We start from the raw sequence: 17,521 nt of genomic DNA on the forward strand, positions 1-17,521 counted from the left end.
CGGATTGGTATTGTTGAGATTGATCAAAAAATCTAAGGTGAAATTGTGATTGATACAGTGAATGCAAGTGACAAAGATAAAGCACGATTTTTACGTGTTTTTGCATTTATTGGTTCAATCACCTCGTTTTTAATGGCGATCACCAGCTATCAAGATGGTTACCATGCCCTTAGCTATTTATTAATTATTGGCGGCTTTGTGTTTGCCTCACCTTTTGTCATTAAAAATCGTGACGAAACCATCGCAGTACTTATGCTTTACGCTCTCTATTCGATGATGTGTTTTTTAATTGTCTCTGGGGGTAGTAATGGCACTGGGCCATTGTGGTTGTTTATTGTATCTCCTGTGACCTTTTTTATTCGTGGTTTAAAGCGCGGAGCGTTTGATCTTATCTTGCTTGCCATTATTATCTCGGTGCTTTTCTACTTTACCGATCGATTTGGTTACTACAGCTATCCGAGTCATTATTTTCCTACACGGGTCATGCTGTGCTTCTCTATTTTATGTATTTTGGCTGGCTTCTACGAATATTATCGCAACAAATACAGTTTGCAGTTAATGGAGCAACTTAAACTTAATCAAAAGCTGGCTCGCACTGACGCGATGACAGAACTCGCTAACCGTCGCTACGCAACCGAATGTTTGCAAGATAAGCACTTTGGCGAAGGAGCTGTGTTCTTGCTGATGGATGTTGATAACTTTAAGCAAATCAACGACACCTACGGTCATCAAGTGGGCGATGAGGTGCTAATATTTTTCGCTGATGTATTTAAAAACGTGTGCACAGAAGAAGATGTTATTTCCCGTTGGGGCGGCGAAGAGTTTTTAATTGTGATCCCAACAGGGCATGAGCTTAGAGCCAGAAAAGTCGCTGAAAAAATCCATAAGAAGCTCGCTGAAAAGCCATTTACGAGTGACCAGCACCGGTTTCATGTCACCTTAAGTATTGGCCTGTACGTGCGCGTCGCTGATGAGAGCATGGATCATTGCTTAAACATTGCTGATAAACGACTTTACCGCGCTAAATCACAAGGTAAAAATCAAACGGTTGCTGAAGTAGATTTAGCAAAGCATGAGCCTGCTTGATAAATAAAGCCGCAATTAGCGGCTTTATTGATTGCTCAAATTAATGGCTTTTTTCAAAGTCGCTGACTTCACGTTCAGCTTCTTCCTTTGATTTACCGTATTTTTGCTGAAGTTTACCAACCAGCTCTTTACGGCTACCTTCAATTTTATCTAAATCATCATTGGTAAGGTCACCCCATTTACGTTGTGCTTTACCTTTAAGCTCTTTCCAGTTGCCTTCTAAACGATCGCTGTTCATCATAATCTCCTTACTCTGTTAAACATTCACCTTAGTAAGAGCAATCGCTGTACCAATTTGGTGAAACTTGTTAAATTATTGATTTGTAGTTGTTTTATGTTTTTAAATCTAATGAGTGGAATTTAAAAGTTTGCAATTACTACGTAGTTTTTAGAATCAGCCTGTAATATTTTCTGTTGCGCTAGTTTTAGATACTTAGTGGCTCTTAGAGGTATAGCGATTGATTATCCGCGTGTATTCTTCAGTTGATTTTAGTTTACGTAAACTCTCGTTAAACCGGTCTCTTAAGGCTTCATCATGAAACAAAAAACCATTGGGGCTTTTGCCGAACAAAGCAAACCGCTGCACCGGTTCAGACACATCAACCTCCTCATGTTTTGTAATTAACGCTCGGTAGTAGTCAAAAATTTTTCCGTCCATTTGGATCACTTCATACCGTTCACGATATAAAAGCCGTACTTGGGTTGATTGGTCGTATGTTTCTGAGTAATTAGGGTTTTCTTTTGCCATGTCGCGATATTCAGGTGAAAGTCGCGCTTTAGCACCTTGCCAAGATAGCACGGTATGATGTTTTAGTTGGGCGATGGACTTGAGGTCGAAATTTCGCTTGGCTAGGCTAAACGCAAAGTTCTCATAGTTGTAAGCAATATCTGAAAAGTAACCGCTCATTTGATTAGCTTCAATAACTTTATTGTTTATATCAGATACTACATCAACTAAGTTTTCATTATATAAAAGGATCCGTCTTGCATAAGGCACGTAGACGAATTGTAGTTGATAACCTTGAGCACCCAGTGTCGCGCGAAGTAAGTCAGGAATAATGCCTGTGTTGTCTTCAGCCATCACCCAAGGTGGAAGTGTATTGCCAAGTGCAACCGTAATCTTTTGCTGGCTATATGCTTTTTGAAGCGGTAAAGCTAAAAATAGCAAGGTGATTAAAATACGGGTGTAAATCCTGAACAAGTTTATTCCTTATTCTGACTTTTGTGCGGTCGTTTAATCAAGAATAAATCTAAACTGGCAGAATGCAATGTTTTCACTTTTAAAGCCCGAAATAGAAAATAAGCCTATAGCCATCGCAATTTTTAGTTTTTTGATACAATGCGTGAAAAGAAAGTAAGAGATACCTAACGTGCTGCCAGTTCAAGATATTTATCAATCCCTGTTAACCACATTACAGAGTAACCCAATGGCCTTATTGCAAGCGCCACCGGGAGCGGGTAAATCAACATGGCTGCCTCTTACCTTAATGCGCGAAGGGCACTTTAAACGCATTGTTATGTTAGAGCCAAGACGACTGGCCGCACGCAATATTGCCCAGTATTTGGCAAGTCAGCAGAATGAAATAGTCGGTGACAGTGTCGGCTTACGCATTCGTGGCGAATCAAAAGTAAGTTCTACAACTAAACTCGAAATTGTCACGGAAGGCATGCTGACGCGTATGTTGCAAAATGACCCAGAGCTTAGTGATGTAGACTTACTTATTTTTGATGAATTTCACGAGCGCTCAATTGCCGCAGATACGGCTTTGGCATTTGCCCTCGAAACACAGGCAGCACTTCGCGATGATTTAAAAATATTGCTGATGTCGGCAACCTTAGATGGCGAACGTTACAGTGAGTTTTTCAGCTGTCCTATTATTTCATCACAAGGTCGAAGCTACCCTATTGATGAAGTGTATATTCCACTTAAAGACGAAAGCCGTTGGCTCGATGACATACCTGCAGTAATAAAACAGGCGCTTAGTGAGCAATCGGGCAGTGCTTTAGTGTTTTTACCTGGACAGCGTGAAATCATGCGCGTTCAGCAGTCTTTAAATGATTTAAATGATAGCGTTGAAGTATTTAGCCTGTATGGTGAGCAAAATAAAAAAGAGCAACAAGCTGCTATTGCGCCCGCTAAAAATGGCAAACGCAAAGTGGTACTAACCACCAATGTCGCTGAAACCAGTTTGACCATTGAAGGAATACGCATTGTGGTTGATAGCGGCAAACGCCGTGCTGCCAATTTTAATTTAAAAACCGGTGTTACAGAGCTTGTTACGCAGAGTATTTCTCGTTCTTCTGCCATACAGCGCGCTGGTCGTGCTGGGCGAATTGAGCCGGGGGTTGTGTATCGTTTAGGCTCTAAGCAAACCTTTGAGCGCCGTAACAGTCATGATGCGCCAGAAATTCTGACCAGTGATATTAGTCAGTTGTTATTAGAGGCAAAGCAGTGGGGGGCATCACTTGCTGAGCTTAGCTTACTCGACTCACCTAGTAACCAGCAAATTAAACAGGCAACGGCACTTTTGAAAATGCTCGAAGCCATTGATAAAAATGAAAAGCTAACACCCCTTGGCAGTCAAATGCTGAGTTATGGAGCCGATATTCGCCTCTCGCACATGCTCATTAAGGCAAAGCAACTGGATCAGCGCATGCCTGGTATTTATGTATTAGCGGGGTATTTAACGGCGCTGCTTGAAAGCCGCATTAGTATGCCAGCTGATCTTAATTTGGCATTACATAGTCAGCACAGCAAACCACACCCAGTATTTAAGCAGCAATTAAATTATTGGCTATCGCGCTTGCAACTCAAGCCGGTTAATGAGCTTAAAACAGAGTACTTGTCGCTGCTGGTGGCACTTGCTTTTCCTGATCGCCTAGCCAAAAAGCGCGGTAATGGTTATTTACTTGCCAATGGTGCAGGCGCCGATTTAAGTGAGGAGTTTTGGCATAACGATGATTATATTGCTATTGCGCATATGGGCGGCCATAAGGGAAACCGTGTTTTTGCTGCTGTTGCCTTTATGCCAAGTGAGCTAGAAGATGATCTTTCGCATTTATTTACTGAGCAAACTCGCTGCGAATACGATGAAAAAGCAGGGCGCTTTATCCATCAAGATGAGCTCAAGCTCGGTGCTATCACCATAGCGAGTCAACCAAGTAAACAGCCCCTAGATAAGAGCGAGCGCACTAAAGCGTGGTTAAACTTATTTAGTAAGCAGGGCTTTTCGTTATTTAATGAACAGCCCGATAGTGAGCAGTTACTTATTCGAATGAGCTTGGCAAGTAAGCTGTTACCAGAGTCATTCCCGCTTTTAAATCACGATGAATTAATTGCCGATAACCAATGGCTTGCACCTTATTTGGATGATATTAAAAACCTTGAGCAATTAAAAAAGTTCAATTACAGCGAAGCAATTAAAAGCTGTTTTGATTGGCAGCAGCAAAGTTTATTGAATGAATTGCTCCCCTTACGATTAACGGTGCCAAGTGGTTCAAATGTAAAAGTGACCTATCAGCTAGATGGTCCTGCGAAGCTAAGTGTGCGCATGCAAGAGGTGTATGGCATGACCAGCACGCCTTTGCTGGCACAAGGTAAATTGCCATTATTAATGGAGCTATTATCACCAGCGCGGCGACCACTGCAGTTAACTCAAGACTTAGCTAACTTTTGGCAAACAAGTTACCGCGATGTGCAAAAAGAAATGAAAGGGCGTTACCCAAAACATTTTTGGCCAGATAACCCCGCAACCAGCCAAGCGACTAATAAAGTAAAAAGTAAGATGTGATTTTAATGAAGCTGAATGCTCAAAATTACAACACTTTGGATTAGGCTTAAGCGATTACTTCTAACCCTTTTTGCTCTGCCAGAGTGAGCATTTTCAATGCTGCTCCTCTTGGTGAGCTATCACCTTGCTCCCATTTTTTAACTAACTTGTCACTGACATTTAAGTATTGAGCAAAGACCGGTTGTGAGAGATTGTATTTCAGTCTTAAGTTACGAACTTGTTCGGGGGTAAATTCATGAACACTTGTAAGGCATAATGCGTCAAATTTACGCATCGTCGTTTTGTCTATAACTCCTGACTTTTTTAATCCACTCACTGTTTTGTGAACTGACTTTAATATGTCACTCATGATCATCACCTACAATTAAAAGTTCGCCATCATCGACTAGTTGTTCAAGTTCACTTTGGGAAAAACGAATAAACTCTTTTGCTAACTCTTTTAATGCTAATTTTTCTTTAGCATTTATATTAGCTCTAGCGTTTTTAGCAAACGCATAGAGAAAGAAATATTTATCACCAATTACCGCCCCGACGATAGTTCTATAACCAGTTCTTTTTCCTTTACTGCCCATGGCTACGCGCTTTTTATAAACATTACCACCTAGGTCTGCATCGTAAAGGCCTGCTGACATCTCTTTGCAAGCGTTTATTAAATCAGCATCAGACAGGCTTTCTTTTTTCGTGCGCGAAACAAAATCCTTTGTTTTATAAATCATAGTATACTCCGTTAGGGTACACTTTCAATGTTTCACTCAGTAGCCAATCAATGATAATGAGGTTTTCATTGGTGTCCCTCTAATGTTGATAGCAGAAGTAATGGGTGATTACCAGCTATCTATCTGCGCAAAACCAATACGAATAAAATAAACCGTTACAATTTCTAACCCTGTTTTGGTTTCTCTTTTATTGGCTGTTTAGTAGTCTAATTGAGTCATTAGTAAAAAGAGAAAGCCAGTGTCTGCAGCTATTTCCCTTGCTCAATACGTTAAAAAACGCACAGGTGTGCCCCTAGGGCATAAAGATTCGCTGCGCAATATGCTGACACGCTCGCTGGGTGCTAGCTCGTTTTATTTATTTTGGCGATATTGGAATCCGGTGTGGAGCTATTACTTATCTCGGTATGTCATGAAGCCTTGCAATGACATTATGCCGGTTTGGTGTGCCCTTGTTATTACTTTTGCCGTCAGTGGTGCGTTGCACGATTTAGCGGTGAGTTTAGTGAAGTTAAAGCCACTATTCTTTTTTACTCCTTGGTTTACTGTGATGGGCGCTTTGGTATTAGTAAGCAAGTACAGCCAACTCCAGTTTAGCTCTGCTCCTTGGTGGTTAAGAGCGCTCGCCAACATCAGCTTTATTGTATTGAGCTATTGGTTGACGAGCCACTTTTTTTAGTGCGTTACTGCGTTGCTAAAGGGTAGTCAGTGTAGCCTTTAGCACCGCCTCCAAATAGGGTATCTGGATCATGCTGAGCCAGTTCAATGCCTTGTTCAATGCGCGCTGGCAGATCTGGGTTGGCAACAAACGGGCGACCAAAACCAATTAAATCAGCCCAGCCTGCGGCTAATGCTTGCTCTGCTTTATCGCCAGTGTATTTGCCCGCATAAATCATTAATCCAGCATAGTTTTCACGTAGCGCTTGCTTAAAACTTTGCTCCATTAAAGGTGCATCATCCCAATCAGCTTCGGCAATGTGCAGGTAAGCAACGTTAAGGTCATTGAGTACTTTTGCTGCGCCAATATAGGTTTCAAACGGGTTATCATCGACCGTCCCATTGAGGGTTGTGAGTGGAGCAAGGCGTACGCCAACTCGCTCAGCGCCAATTTCATCACATACCGCTTGTGTCACTTGTTGTAAAAAGCGTAAGCGGTTTTCTAAACTGCCGCCGTATTCATCAGTGCGTTGGTTCGACTCTGAATCAATAAATTGATTAATTAAGTAACCATTGGCAGCGTGAAGTTCAATACCATCAAACCCTGCATCAACTGCATTACGGGCAGCTTGGCGATATTCGTTTATAACCTGTTTGATGTCGTCATGGCTCATTGCGCGTGGCTGTGCAGTGGCAACAAAGTCGGGTTTGTCATCTTCATCAATAAAAACTTTTACGTCTTTAGCTGCAATCGCAGATGGCGCAATTGGTTGCTCGCCACCTGTATTACTTGGGTGAGATACGCGGCCAACATGCCAAAGCTGAGCGAACATAATGCCACCAGCTTGATGAACTTTGTCGGTTACTTTTTTCCAACCGGCAATTTGCTCGGCAGTGTAAATACCCGGTGTCCAAGCATAACCCTTACCTAGGGCTGATATTTGTGTACCTTCGCTAATAATTAAGCCAGCACTGGCACGTTGTGCATAGTAGTCGGCCATTAATTCATTGGCGATATCACCCGGTTGTGATGAGCGAGAGCGAGTCATCGGTGGCATGACAATACGGTTTTTTAAAGTATGACCGGCAAGTTGTATAGTATCGAATAATTTGTTCATTACGGCTCCTTGAAAGCGAATATGCTTTCAGCATAACGAAAATTATTTATGAAATTAATGCCGGTAATCACAAAACACTTTTGTTAAAAGTGCAAAAAAACTACAGCGTTAACCTGGGTGCTATAAAGTCTAAAAACGCTAATACTCGTGATGATACACCGCTGTTTTGATAATACACCGCATGCACTTTTTCGCGACGATTAGGGCTCAGTACTTCGCCTTCGAGCACTTTAACTAAACGGCCTGCTTTTAAATCTTCGTTGATCATAAATTCCGACAACAAGGAAATGCCATGACCTTGAATACAAAGCTGGCGCACAGTTTCACCACTTGATGCACTGATTGAAAATTTAAGATCTAAAGGCGTGGTCAGCGGCCAGTGATTTAAATGCGGCGCATCGGTAAAACCAATAAGCTGGTGCGAGGCTAAATCGGTTAGCTCATTTAATGGCGGTGCCGCTTTTAAATAATCAGGGCTGGCAACGAGCTGTAACTTACTAACTCCCAAAGTGCGCGCATGCAAGTTTGAGTCAGCAAGTTCGCCAATACGAATAGCAATATCGGTTTTATGCTCAAGCAAATCGATAATGTTGTCGTGGCTGGTGATCTCAAGTTTTATGTCAGGATAAGCTTGGTTAAAGGCTTTTAAATGTGGTGCTAATTGGTGAAACACAAAAGGACTTGCGGCATCGACTCTTAATTTTCCTGAAGGGGCGCAGTGCAGAAGCTTTAAGGCCTCTTCGCCTTGTGCAAGCTGACTCAGTGCTTCTCTAGCATAGCCTAAAAATAATTCGCCTTCTTCGGTCAGCTCAATACGTCTTGTGGTGCGGTTGAATAAGGTAACGTTTAATGATTTTTCAAGCCGAGTTACCGCCCGTGATATTTTTGCTACTTGCTCATCTAAGGCATTGGCTGCACTTGAGAAGCCGCCGGTATCAACCACGCTAATAAATGCTTCTAAATCTTGGGTGTTGGAGATCACGCTCATGGTTTTACCTTTTCATTTTTGACAAAAGTATTTTGTCACTACTGCTATTTTTTGCAAATTTAATTTTAGCCACAATAGCTGCACTTTCAAAATTAAATAGAGGATATGTGATGCCAATAGCATTACTTGCATTAACTCTCAGTGCGTTTGCCATAGGCACCACTGAGTTTGTGATTGTCGGCTTAGTGCCAACCATCGCTGATGATTTAGCGGTTTCGTTACCGAGTGCCGGGCTACTTGTTAGCTTGTACGCATTAGGGGTTGCGGTGGGGGCGCCAGTATTAACTGCGCTTACCGGACGCTGGAATCGAAAACATGTATTACTTAGCTTAATGAGCCTATTTGTAATCGGTAATTTACTGGCTTGGCAAGCACCTAGTTATGGTAGCTTGATCACCGCAAGGATTCTAACAGGCCTTGCCCATGGGGTGTTTTTCTCAATTGGTTCAACCATCGCTACTGGGCTTGTCAGTAAAGATAAAGAAGCTAGTGCCATTGCGATTATGTTTACCGGTTTAACGGTTGCATTAGTAACCGGTGTGCCATTAGGAACGTGGATTGGTCAGCACTTTGGTTGGCGAGCGACCTTTTTAGTGGTGTCTTTACTGGGTTTAATTGCACTGATTGGTAGCGCGTTTTTAATTCCGAGCAACTTAAAGCAAAGTAAACCAGCTACTTTGAGTGAGCAGCTAAAAGTAATGGTGCAACCTAGGCTTTTACTGGTGTACTTGATGACCATACTTGGTTATGGCGGCACATTTACTGCCTTTACCTATTTAGCGCCAATTTTAGAGCAGCAAACTGGATTTGCATCAGCCACCATTAGCTTAATTATGCTGGTATATGGGGTATCGGTTGCTGTTGGCAATATCTACGGCGGTAAGTTAGCTGATAAAAAAGGCCCGATTAGTGCGCTGACCATTATCTTTAGTGCTTTGAGTATTGTGCTGTTAGTGCTGACCTTTACCATGCAATCTAAAGTCGCTGCGGTACTGACCATACTTGTATGGGGGGCATTTGCGTTTGGTAATGTGCCTGGGCTGCAAGTCTATGTGGTTAAACTTGCCGAAAAGTTCACACCGAATGCTGTCGATGTTGCCTCAGGGTTAAACATTGCAGCGTTTAATATCGGTATTGCGCTGGGCTCAGTGTTAGGTGGTGTTGTCGTTGAAAACTACTCATTGCAAGACACTGCTTGGATTGGTGCTATCATTAGTCTAGCGGCGTTAATTGCAACACGATACAGCGGTTATTTAGATAAACGCGAGACCCCAAGGCCACAAACAGCTTAAACTAATATATTGATAGTTCGGGGCTTTGTCGTTATTTTAGGTGCGTAGTTTGATTATTAGTCAATAACTAAAACCACAAGGAATAACGATGAAGCACCTTTATTTTCTAGCTATTTGCCTGTTAAGCACATTTACTAGCCAAGCAAAGCAAGCTAACCCAGAGCTCACAGTATTAGCACAGCAGTACTTTAATACCATGGTTGCAACACAAGCACCTAATGCTACCAACAAAGAGCTAGAAGCTTTTTTAGCTTTATTAACTGATGATGTAGCAAATCAACATTTACCTTATCAAACAGATGATTCAAGAGAGCCAGATGGCAAAGCGATGATGCGTAAAGGCATGACTTTTTATCTTGGGGCACACACTGAATACCAAGCAAACTTACTCGATACCTTTATTTTTAATGATTCTGCCATTGCCTTGCGTTATACCCATCATGCTAAAGGTATACACCCGCAAAACCAGCAAGAAATTGAATACACGCAAACCATTATGGATGTGCTCGAAATCGAAGATGGCAAGATAGCGGTTATTCGTAAATACCACGAATGAGCCTCGCTTAACTTTTAGCCTAATATGAGCGCTTTTATAAGCGCTTTTTTATTAAAAATACGCCTGCAATAAATTTTCTCTTTTTTCCGTATTTCAGCCTAAATTCATACTTTTTAGGCTTTATTTTGAATAAATTTAAAACTTTTTTATATTTCGGATAATAAACGTAAGAACAGTGGGTTAGCTTAACTTACGAGTGTAGCTTTGCGGTTGTTTACAATTTGTCAACCTTGAATTGCCATGCTCATTACCTTAACCTTTATTTTAATTGAACGTTCAATCAATAAAAAATTATGCCGAAAGTTGGAATGGAACCTGTTCGTCGTCAGCAGTTAATTGACGCCACAATAGAGTCGGTTGCAGAGCTTGGTTTGCAAGGCACCACCATAAATAGCATTAGTAAAAAGGCGGGCTTATCGTCTGGCATTATCAGTCATTATTTTGGTGGTAAGCAGGGCTTAATTGAAGCCACTGTGCGTTATTTATTGACCAGCTTAAAGCAAGCTCTGATGAACCAAGTAACGCCGCAGACCAGCCCTGAGCAACGATTAATGTTTATCGTTGAAGCAAACTTTTCGCGCATTCAGCAGCAAAGCAATAACACCAAAACTTGGTTGAGCTTTTGGGCGCATTCAATGCACGACGCCCAGTTGCATCGCTTACAAAACGTAAATAGTAAACGTTTATTTAGTAACTTATTAAGCTCATTCAAACAGTTAATGAGCGATAGTGATGCCAACTTAGCCGCTGAGTTAAGTGCAGCCATGATCGATGGTTTATGGCTAAGAGCTGTATTAAGTAAGTCAGACCAAGATCAATTCGAACATTGTGAGCAATTAGCTAAAGACTACATTCGTTCACTGATAAAACAGTATGGAGCCTAAAATGACCACACCTGTTTACGAAAATTTTATTAATGGCCATTTTTTAAAGAATCAAACTGGCGATACCTTTGCGGTTAAGAACCCTGCAACGGATGAAGTGATTTATCACGTTGAAATCGCTGATGAGTTTATTCAAAACGCGGCAATCGAAAGCGCAAAACAAGGGTTTGCAGCATGGTCTGCAATGACGCCAATTGAGCGTAGCCGTATTTTATTAAAAGCCGTGGCAATCTTACGCGAACGTAACGATGAACTGGCAAAAGTAGAAGTACTTGATACGGGGAAGCCTTGGCAAGAAGCCGAGTGTGTCGATGTTGAAACAGGCGCCGATGTTATCGAATATTTTGCTGGTCTTGCTCCTGCGCAAGTGGGTCAGCAACAAATGGTTGGCAATGACTTTTACTACACACGTAAAGAGCCTTTAGGTATTTGTGCCGGTATTGGTGCATGGAACTATCCACTGCAAATTGCGTGTTGGAAATCAGGCCCAGCACTGGCTGCGGGTAATTCGGTTATTTTCAAACCTTCTGAAGAAACACCTCTTGGTGCAATTAAACTTGCAGAGATTTTCATCGAAGCGGGTGTACCTGCTGGCGTATTCAACGTTGTGCAAGGCGCTGCTGAAGTAGGGCAATGGTTAACAGCAAACCCAAATATTGAAAAAGTGTCTTTCACTGGTGAAGTAGGCACAGGCAAAAAAGTAATGGCAAGCGCTGCTGGTTCACTTAAAGATGTGACCATGGAGCTTGGTGGTAAGTCACCGTTATTAGTATTTGATGATGCCGATGTATCACAAGCTGTTAGTGCGGCAATGTTAGGTAATTTTTATACGCAAGGCGAAATTTGCACTAACTGTACGCGCATTTATGTGCATAAAAATGTTTATCAGCAGTTTATTGATGAGCTGAAAACACGCACAGAGCAAAATATTATCGCTGGCGACCCAATGGATCCGGAGGTGAATTTAGGGGCGCTTATCTCTAAAAAACATCAAGAGCTTGTACTTGGCTATATCGATAAAGGTATTCAAGAAGGCGCAACCTTGCTAACCGGTGGCAAGGCTCTGTCACCTGCATCTGCACCAAACGGTTACTTTGTGGAACCGACCGTTTTTGTCGACTGTAAAGACGACATGACCATAGTTAAAGAAGAGATCTTTGGCCCGGTAATGAGTGTGTTGGTGTTTGATGATGAAGATGACGTTATTCAGCGTGCAAACGATACCCACCTAGGCTTAGCTGCAGGCGTGTTCACTAAAGATATTCAGCGCGCACACCGCGTGATCCACCAATTACAAGCCGGTATTTGTTGGATAAACAGCTATGGAAATTCACCTGCTGAAATGCCAGTAGGTGGTTATAAGCAATCAGGTATCGGCCGTGAAAACGGTATCGAAACCTTAGATCATTATACCCAAACTAAATCGATTTATGTGGGTATGAGCAATATAGAGAGTCCATTTTAATGAGTACACAGAACTATGATTACATCATAGTCGGTGCTGGCTCAGCAGGCTGCGTGTTGGCAAACCGACTATCAGCAGACCCTTCTAATAAGGTGTTATTACTTGAAACGGGTGGTAGTGATAAAAGCATTTTTATAAAGATGCCTACCGCGCTATCAATCCCAATGAATACTGACAAATATGCATGGCAATTTCATACCGAGCCAGAGCCATATTTAGATAACCGCCAGATGCACTGCCCGCGAGGTAAGGTGTTAGGTGGCTCATCATCTATTAACGGCATGGTGTATGTACGTGGCCATGCCAAAGATTTTGATGAGTGGCAGCAACACGGCGCTAATGGTTGGGATTACCAAGCATGCTTACCGTACTTTAAACGTGCTGAATCATTCTACTTAGGTGGTAACAGTTACCGTGGCGATAACGGCCCATTAGGGGTTAATAACGGTAATGAAATGGCTAACCCGCTTTATAAAGCCTTTATCAAAGCGGGCCAACAAGCAGGTTATGCGCAAACTGATGACTACAATGCAGCCCAGCAAGAAGGTTTTGGGCCAATGCATATGACGGTAAAAGACGGCGTAAGAAGCTCTGCTAGCCGTGAGTATTTAGACCCAGTTAAGTCACGTAAAAACCTAACGCTAATCACCGGTGCTTTAGCTGAAAAAGTATTGCTCGAAGGCAAAAAAGCCGTTGGTGTTGAGTTTTCAGTGTCTGGCTCTAAGCAGCAGGCATTTGCAGCAAAAGACGTTATTTTAAGTGCGGGCCCAATTGGTTCACCGCATATTCTGCAATTATCAGGTATTGGTGATAAAGATATCCTGAGCGAAGCGGGTGTTGAGGTTAAACACCACTTACCAGGTGTTGGCCAAAACTTACAAGATCACTTGGAGTTTTACTTCCAATATAAGTGTAAGCAACCAATTACCTTAAACGGAAAATTAGGCCTTGTTTCAAAAGGGCTAATTGGTGCTCGTTGGTTATTAAATCGCTCAGGTTTAGGGGCGACGAACCATTTTGAATCATGTGCATTTATTCGCTCAAAACCGGGTGTTGAATGGCCAGATATTCAGTATCACTTTTTACCAGCTGCCATTCGTTATGACGGTAAAAGTGCCTTTGATGGTCATGGCTTCCAAGTTCATGTTGGGCATAACAAACCAAAAAGCCGTGGTGCAGTAACGATTAAGTCGGCGGATCCTCAGGTTGCGCCAAAGATCCAATTTAACTACTTACAGCATCAAGATGACATTGAAGGCTTTAGAGCTTGTGTACGTCTAACTCGCGAGATTATTGAGCAAAGTGCGTTTGATGAGTATCGCGATGGTGAAATTCAACCCGGTAAAGATGTTCAAAGCGATGAAGAAATAGATGCGTTTGTTCGTCAAGCGGTTGAGAGTGCTTACCATCCGTCATGTTCGTGCAAGATGGGTGAAGACGAGATGGCCGTGGTTAACTCGCAAACTCAAGTGCACGGTATCGAAGGTTTACGGGTTGTAGATTCATCTATTTTCCCAACCGTTCCAAACGGTAATTTAAATGCGCCAACCATTATGGTGGCAGAAAAAGCGGCGGACCACATCTTAGGTAAGCCTGTGTTATCGGCATCAACTGCAGATGTTGCTATGGAAAAACAATGGCAATCAACGCAGCGTAGTTCGGAGATCTAATAAGGCCACCCGCAGTTTCGGCTGTGGGGCTTGCAGTGGCGCGCATCACGAGTTGTTTGTGATGCGTTAATGCGAGGAATAAAACTGGAGAAACAATGAAGTATTATTACTTATTTTGGGGGGGTAACTATGACCTTTTGGCTTAGTGCTGGCATCATTTTTACCCTGTTAGCAATTGCGGTTATTTTATTTAAATGGGGTACGGTAAGGTGTGTTGGCGTCACACCGGTTAGAACGTTTACGTTCATTGCAATTTTATTTACATCGGGCCTAGATGTTGGCTTGATTATGTTTCCACTGACAGAGTTTGCAGGTTATGCAGACATAAAAGCAAGCCCAGAGTATGCGTTTGCCAATCCATTAGCCATCGAGTTTGGTTTTTGGGGCTTCTTGATCTGGGGATTTTATTTCCTTACGTGCTTTTATTTCTGTGTAATAGAACCCAAAGTAAAATTTTTTGAAATTGCTTGGGTAAAACTAATAAATAACATCGTTATTATTGGTACATGCGCATTTACTGCATTTTTACTGCTGTCGAATTTACCTTGGTATTTGCCGTCGCTTGGTGATGGTGAGTCAATTATTCCGACATTCTACTTAATGGTGTTTGCAGCGATTTGTTTTGCTGTGTATTCGAGCACAGACATTAAGTATGTACGCTTTTTAAGTATTTCTACTACTTGGTTGTTTATCGCTTTAATCGCATTTATGTGGTTCGGTGCCTTTGTGGGTTCTGATGCACAAACATCAGCATTTGTTGATAATCTTGCGTTAATTGGCAGCTACTTTGGCAACATTAATGAGTTTGTATTACCACTAAATGATTACCATGCCTTCTACCTGTTTTGGTGGTTTGCTTGGAGCATTATGATTGGTCAATTTACTTCGCGCTTTGTGGGTGGTTTAAAAACTTACCAAGTGCTGGCAGCTATGTTGATTTTCCCGTCTATTCCAATCGCTATCTGGTTTAGTGTTTTGTATCAATACCATGAAGCGGGTATTGCAACAGCAGGCCTGAAAAACATCGCTATGGTGTTTGTTGGTGTGGTGTTTGTGATCAACTCACTTGATTCTTTGATCCGTTTATACACAGATAACCTAAACTTAACGGTGAAACGTTTAGGTAAATTTAATTATATTGCCTTAAATGTGGTGGCGCTTTCATTGTTAACCCTGCTGTTTAAGTTCGACTTTTTACAGATCCAATGGGTTGGTGCGCTCGTTATTGCATTATTTTTCGGCTGTGCTGCGTTTATTGGCTACAGCAAGTTAAAAACAGTGAAAAATATCGAAGGCTCACCAAAAGACAATAAATTAGATTACACAAAAATAGAAACAGTTAGCTAGGGGAAACCAACATGACAACAAGACAAACAGTATTAGCAGCAGCGTTGCCATTGGCATTACTATCGACATCAGCCATGGCTGACTTATCGACTACGGTTACATTGACATCAGATTACACCTTCAATGGTGTAAGCCAGACTCAGAATGATCCTGCAATTCAAGGTAGTTTAGATTACGCCTTTGCCGATTCAGGCATGTATGTAGGTACTTGGGCTTCAAATGTAGATTTTGGTGAAGGTACTGACATTGAGTGGGATGCTTATTTTGGTAATTATGTTGAGATAAACGATGCCCTTAGTGTTGATTATGGTATTGCTTATTACTCTTACCATGGTGAAGATTACTCAAGCGACGGTAATTATTTTGAGACTTATGCAAAGTTTGGTTACACCAATAGTCTGGGTTTCACAGAACTTAACTTTTGGTACGCTTGGGATTATTTCGGTACCGATGCTGGACATGTAATTTCTATGCTTGCGCATACCTTTGAAATTGCCCCAAATCATGCAATTCGTGCCAGTTTTGATGTATCTAACTCATTAGATGGCAATAAGTTTGCTTGGGATGGTAATGACAAGTCATACAACCATTATCGTTTAGCCTATCAAACAAGCTTTGCAGGTTTTGATTTTGAGCTTGCTGGCGAAAATACCAGCCTAGACTGGGATACCGCAGACGAGCGTATTGTCGCGTCTATTTCACGTAGCTTTGATTTATAAGTAGCGTTTTATAGTACGGCTTTAATAAAACGGCTAACCTTTGTTAGCCGTTTTTTTATGCTTAGAATATGGGTATTAAATCTCTTCGCCTTCGTGTTGCATCGCTAAATCATCAAGCTCTGCAAGGGTGTAATCAAAGCCACTATTATCGACTTCGTAACGTATTTTCACGCCATAACCACCTTGGCAAAGACTCGCAGTGACCTTAGCCACTGACCAATGCTTAAGCTTGTTTAAAAACCGATTGGCGGTTTGCTGTGAGTCAAAGCGATAACTGACTTGCGATTCCATCTCTTTTCTAGCCTAAAATTTTTTCGAGAGTGTATGAAATTGCTCTGTTTAAATCAATTGCTCATTGAAAAACGCCAATGTGCGCTGCCACGACAGCTCCGCCTGTTTTTCATCATAACGAGAGGTAGAGTCGTTATGAAAACCATGATTTGCCTGTTCATGCATATGCATAGTGTAAGGCACTTGATGTGCTTTTAAGTCGCTCTCGTATTCTGGCCACGTTGCATTAACGCGTTTATCAAATTCAGCTAAGTGTACAAGTAGCGGGGCTTTGATATTTTGTCTGAGTTCTTTAACGGCTGGAGTGCCGTAATAGGGCACGCCCGCATTGATTAGTTTGCTATCAACGGCTGCTAGGTAGTTAACCATATAACCACCAAAGCAAAAGCCTACCGCACCGAGTTTGCCATTACTATTTGGGTGTCTTTTTATGTATTCAGCTGCGGCAATAAAGTCTTGTTGGATTTTTTCTTTATCCATAGAGCGCTGCATGGCGCGACCTTCATCGTCATTGCCAGGGTAGCCACCAAGAGGGTGTAATGCATCTGGCGCAAAGGCAATAAATCCAGCTTTGGCAAGGCGACGAGCAACATCTTTAATATAAGGGTTTAAGCCTCTGTTTTCGTGGATCACTAACACTAATGGGTGCTTACCCGTTAAATTAGCAGGTTCGACTAAATAACCTTTACCTTCGCCGTGACCTTTAAACGAGTCAAAGGTTTTATAGCTGGCTTTGATATCAGGGTCATTAAAGGACACTTGCTCAGCTAATGCGTAGTTTGGCAGTAAAGCGCTACTTAGCATTGCCATTGAATAACCAAGGGCGACTAAGCCACCTAGCTTTTTCATAAAGGTACGGCGGTCCATCAAGCCATGGGCGTATTCATCGTACCAATCGAAAGCTTCTTGGGGAATGTGATTGTGGCGTTGCTCAGTCATACTTA

Annotated in this window: 18 protein-coding genes; 10 read left to right on the forward strand and 8 right to left on the reverse strand. The window is 42.0% G+C overall.

The window, feature by feature from the left end:
* The first annotated feature begins 45 nt into the window (after positions 1–45).
* Complete coding sequence (locus JIG37_RS22950) at positions 46–1,086, forward strand: GGDEF domain-containing protein (protein WP_199530087.1); 1,041 nt, start codon at positions 46–48, stop codon at positions 1,084–1,086.
* Positions 1,087–1,126: 40 nt separating this feature from the next.
* On the opposite strand, the gene JIG37_RS18990 is transcribed toward JIG37_RS22950, so the two are convergent.
* Positions 1,127–1,324 carry a CsbD family protein gene (locus JIG37_RS18990; RefSeq protein WP_138619436.1) on the reverse strand — a complete coding sequence of 66 codons (198 nt, stop codon included), beginning with the start codon at positions 1,322–1,324 and terminating at the stop codon, positions 1,127–1,129.
* 195 nt (positions 1,325–1,519) lie between these two features.
* Positions 1,520–2,287 carry a transporter substrate-binding domain-containing protein gene (locus tag JIG37_RS18995; protein WP_240921066.1) on the reverse strand — a complete coding sequence of 256 codons (768 nt, stop codon included), beginning with the start codon at positions 2,285–2,287 and terminating at the stop codon, positions 1,520–1,522.
* A gap of 169 nt (positions 2,288–2,456) precedes the next feature.
* Between JIG37_RS18995 and hrpB the strand changes: the two genes are divergently transcribed.
* Complete coding sequence (gene hrpB / locus JIG37_RS19000; protein ID WP_199530088.1) at positions 2,457–4,877, forward strand: ATP-dependent helicase HrpB; 2,421 nt, start codon at positions 2,457–2,459, stop codon at positions 4,875–4,877.
* A 46-nt stretch (positions 4,878–4,923) separates the two neighbouring features.
* Here the strand turns inward: hrpB and JIG37_RS19005 are convergent, their stop codons facing one another.
* Both JIG37_RS19005 and JIG37_RS19010 read right to left on the reverse strand, forming a co-directional pair.
* Positions 4,924–5,226 carry a DNA-binding transcriptional regulator gene (locus JIG37_RS19005; RefSeq protein ID WP_138600233.1) on the reverse strand — a complete coding sequence of 101 codons (303 nt, stop codon included), beginning with the start codon at positions 5,224–5,226 and terminating at the stop codon, positions 4,924–4,926.
* Positions 5,219–5,593, reverse strand: coding sequence for a type II toxin-antitoxin system RelE/ParE family toxin (locus JIG37_RS19010; RefSeq protein ID WP_166341820.1), 375 nt, complete (start codon positions 5,591–5,593; stop codon positions 5,219–5,221). The genes JIG37_RS19005 and JIG37_RS19010 overlap by 8 nt, the downstream gene beginning before the upstream one ends.
* Positions 5,594–5,831: 238 nt before the next feature.
* Here JIG37_RS19010 and JIG37_RS19015 point away from each other — a divergent pair, with 238 nt between their 5' ends.
* Positions 5,832–6,269: an MBOAT family O-acyltransferase gene (locus JIG37_RS19015; RefSeq protein ID WP_166341818.1), complete on the forward strand. Its 438-nt coding sequence runs from the start codon at positions 5,832–5,834 to the stop codon at positions 6,267–6,269.
* A 4-nt stretch (positions 6,270–6,273) separates the two neighbouring features.
* Here the strand turns inward: JIG37_RS19015 and JIG37_RS19020 are convergent, their stop codons facing one another.
* Positions 6,274–7,365, reverse strand: coding sequence for an alkene reductase (locus JIG37_RS19020; protein ID WP_199530089.1), 1,092 nt, complete (start codon positions 7,363–7,365; stop codon positions 6,274–6,276).
* A 100-nt stretch (positions 7,366–7,465) separates the two neighbouring features.
* A complete protein-coding gene (locus tag JIG37_RS19025; RefSeq protein WP_199530090.1) occupies positions 7,466–8,353 on the reverse strand; it encodes a LysR substrate-binding domain-containing protein in 888 nt (295 codons plus the stop codon).
* A gap of 110 nt (positions 8,354–8,463) precedes the next feature.
* On the opposite strand from JIG37_RS19025, the gene JIG37_RS19030 reads away from it, so the two are divergent.
* From JIG37_RS19030 to JIG37_RS19060, 7 genes are all read left to right on the forward strand, one after another.
* Entirely contained in the window at positions 8,464–9,645 is a 1,182-nt protein-coding gene (locus tag JIG37_RS19030; RefSeq protein ID WP_054554305.1) for an MFS transporter, read from the forward strand.
* An 88-nt stretch (positions 9,646–9,733) separates the two neighbouring features.
* On the forward strand, positions 9,734–10,201 hold the full coding sequence (locus JIG37_RS19035; protein ID WP_199530091.1) for a nuclear transport factor 2 family protein: 468 nt from the start codon (positions 9,734–9,736) through the stop codon (positions 10,199–10,201).
* Positions 10,202–10,494: 293 nt separating this feature from the next.
* Positions 10,495–11,085, forward strand: coding sequence for a transcriptional regulator BetI (betI, locus tag JIG37_RS19040; RefSeq protein ID WP_054554307.1), 591 nt, complete (start codon positions 10,495–10,497; stop codon positions 11,083–11,085).
* 1 nt (position 11,086) lies between these two features.
* A complete protein-coding gene (gene betB, locus JIG37_RS19045) occupies positions 11,087–12,550 on the forward strand; it encodes a betaine-aldehyde dehydrogenase (protein WP_166341810.1) in 1,464 nt (487 codons plus the stop codon).
* A complete protein-coding gene (gene betA / locus JIG37_RS19050) occupies positions 12,550–14,220 on the forward strand; it encodes a choline dehydrogenase (RefSeq protein WP_138619403.1) in 1,671 nt (556 codons plus the stop codon). Before betB ends, betA begins: the two co-directional genes overlap by 1 nt.
* A gap of 129 nt (positions 14,221–14,349) precedes the next feature.
* The gene (locus JIG37_RS19055) at positions 14,350–15,567 is read left to right on the forward strand and encodes a choline transporter (RefSeq protein ID WP_054554310.1); all 1,218 of its coding nucleotides are present in this window, start codon (positions 14,350–14,352) and stop codon (positions 15,565–15,567) included.
* 11 nt (positions 15,568–15,578) lie between these two features.
* On the forward strand, positions 15,579–16,286 hold the full coding sequence (locus JIG37_RS19060; protein ID WP_199530092.1) for a TorF family putative porin: 708 nt from the start codon (positions 15,579–15,581) through the stop codon (positions 16,284–16,286).
* A 75-nt stretch (positions 16,287–16,361) separates the two neighbouring features.
* On the opposite strand, the gene JIG37_RS19065 is transcribed toward JIG37_RS19060, so the two are convergent.
* Positions 16,362–16,577 (reverse strand): hypothetical protein, encoded by a 216-nt coding sequence (locus JIG37_RS19065; protein ID WP_054554312.1) that lies wholly within the window; start codon positions 16,575–16,577, stop codon positions 16,362–16,364.
* Between the two features lie 48 nt (positions 16,578–16,625).
* Positions 16,626–17,516 (reverse strand): dienelactone hydrolase family protein, encoded by an 891-nt coding sequence (locus JIG37_RS19070; RefSeq protein ID WP_199530093.1) that lies wholly within the window; start codon positions 17,514–17,516, stop codon positions 16,626–16,628.
* Positions 17,517–17,521: the final 5 nt, after the last annotated feature.

This window comes from Pseudoalteromonas sp. bablab_jr010, assembly GCF_016464105.1.
GTDB lineage: Bacteria > Pseudomonadota > Gammaproteobacteria > Enterobacterales > Alteromonadaceae > Pseudoalteromonas > Pseudoalteromonas simplex.

Bases quoted from the DNA above. Each gene is read 5' to 3' on its own strand.
- JIG37_RS18990 (WP_138619436.1), bottom strand. From the start codon at position 1,324: ATGAACAGCGATCGTTTAGAAGGCAACTGGAAAGAGCTTAAAGGTAAA.
- JIG37_RS19005 (WP_138600233.1), bottom strand. From the start codon at position 5,226: ATGAGTGACATATTAAAGTCAGTTCACAAAACAGTGAGTGGATTAAAA.
- JIG37_RS19010 (WP_166341820.1), bottom strand. From the start codon at position 5,593: ATGATTTATAAAACAAAGGATTTTGTTTCGCGCACGAAAAAAGAAAGC.
- JIG37_RS19020 (WP_199530089.1), bottom strand. From the start codon at position 7,365: ATGAACAAATTATTCGATACTATACAACTTGCCGGTCATACTTTAAAA.
- JIG37_RS19025 (WP_199530090.1), bottom strand. From the start codon at position 8,353: ATGAGCGTGATCTCCAACACCCAAGATTTAGAAGCATTTATTAGCGTG.
- JIG37_RS19030 (WP_054554305.1), top strand. From the start codon at position 8,464: ATGCCAATAGCATTACTTGCATTAACTCTCAGTGCGTTTGCCATAGGC.
- JIG37_RS19035 (WP_199530091.1), top strand. From the start codon at position 9,734: ATGAAGCACCTTTATTTTCTAGCTATTTGCCTGTTAAGCACATTTACT.
- betI (WP_054554307.1), top strand. From the start codon at position 10,495: ATGCCGAAAGTTGGAATGGAACCTGTTCGTCGTCAGCAGTTAATTGAC.
- betB (WP_166341810.1), top strand. From the start codon at position 11,087: ATGACCACACCTGTTTACGAAAATTTTATTAATGGCCATTTTTTAAAG.
- betA (WP_138619403.1), top strand. From the start codon at position 12,550: ATGAGTACACAGAACTATGATTACATCATAGTCGGTGCTGGCTCAGCA.
- JIG37_RS19055 (WP_054554310.1), top strand. From the start codon at position 14,350: ATGACCTTTTGGCTTAGTGCTGGCATCATTTTTACCCTGTTAGCAATT.
- JIG37_RS19060 (WP_199530092.1), top strand. From the start codon at position 15,579: ATGACAACAAGACAAACAGTATTAGCAGCAGCGTTGCCATTGGCATTA.
- JIG37_RS19065 (WP_054554312.1), bottom strand. From the start codon at position 16,577: ATGGAATCGCAAGTCAGTTATCGCTTTGACTCACAGCAAACCGCCAAT.
- JIG37_RS19070 (WP_199530093.1), bottom strand. From the start codon at position 17,516: ATGACTGAGCAACGCCACAATCACATTCCCCAAGAAGCTTTCGATTGG.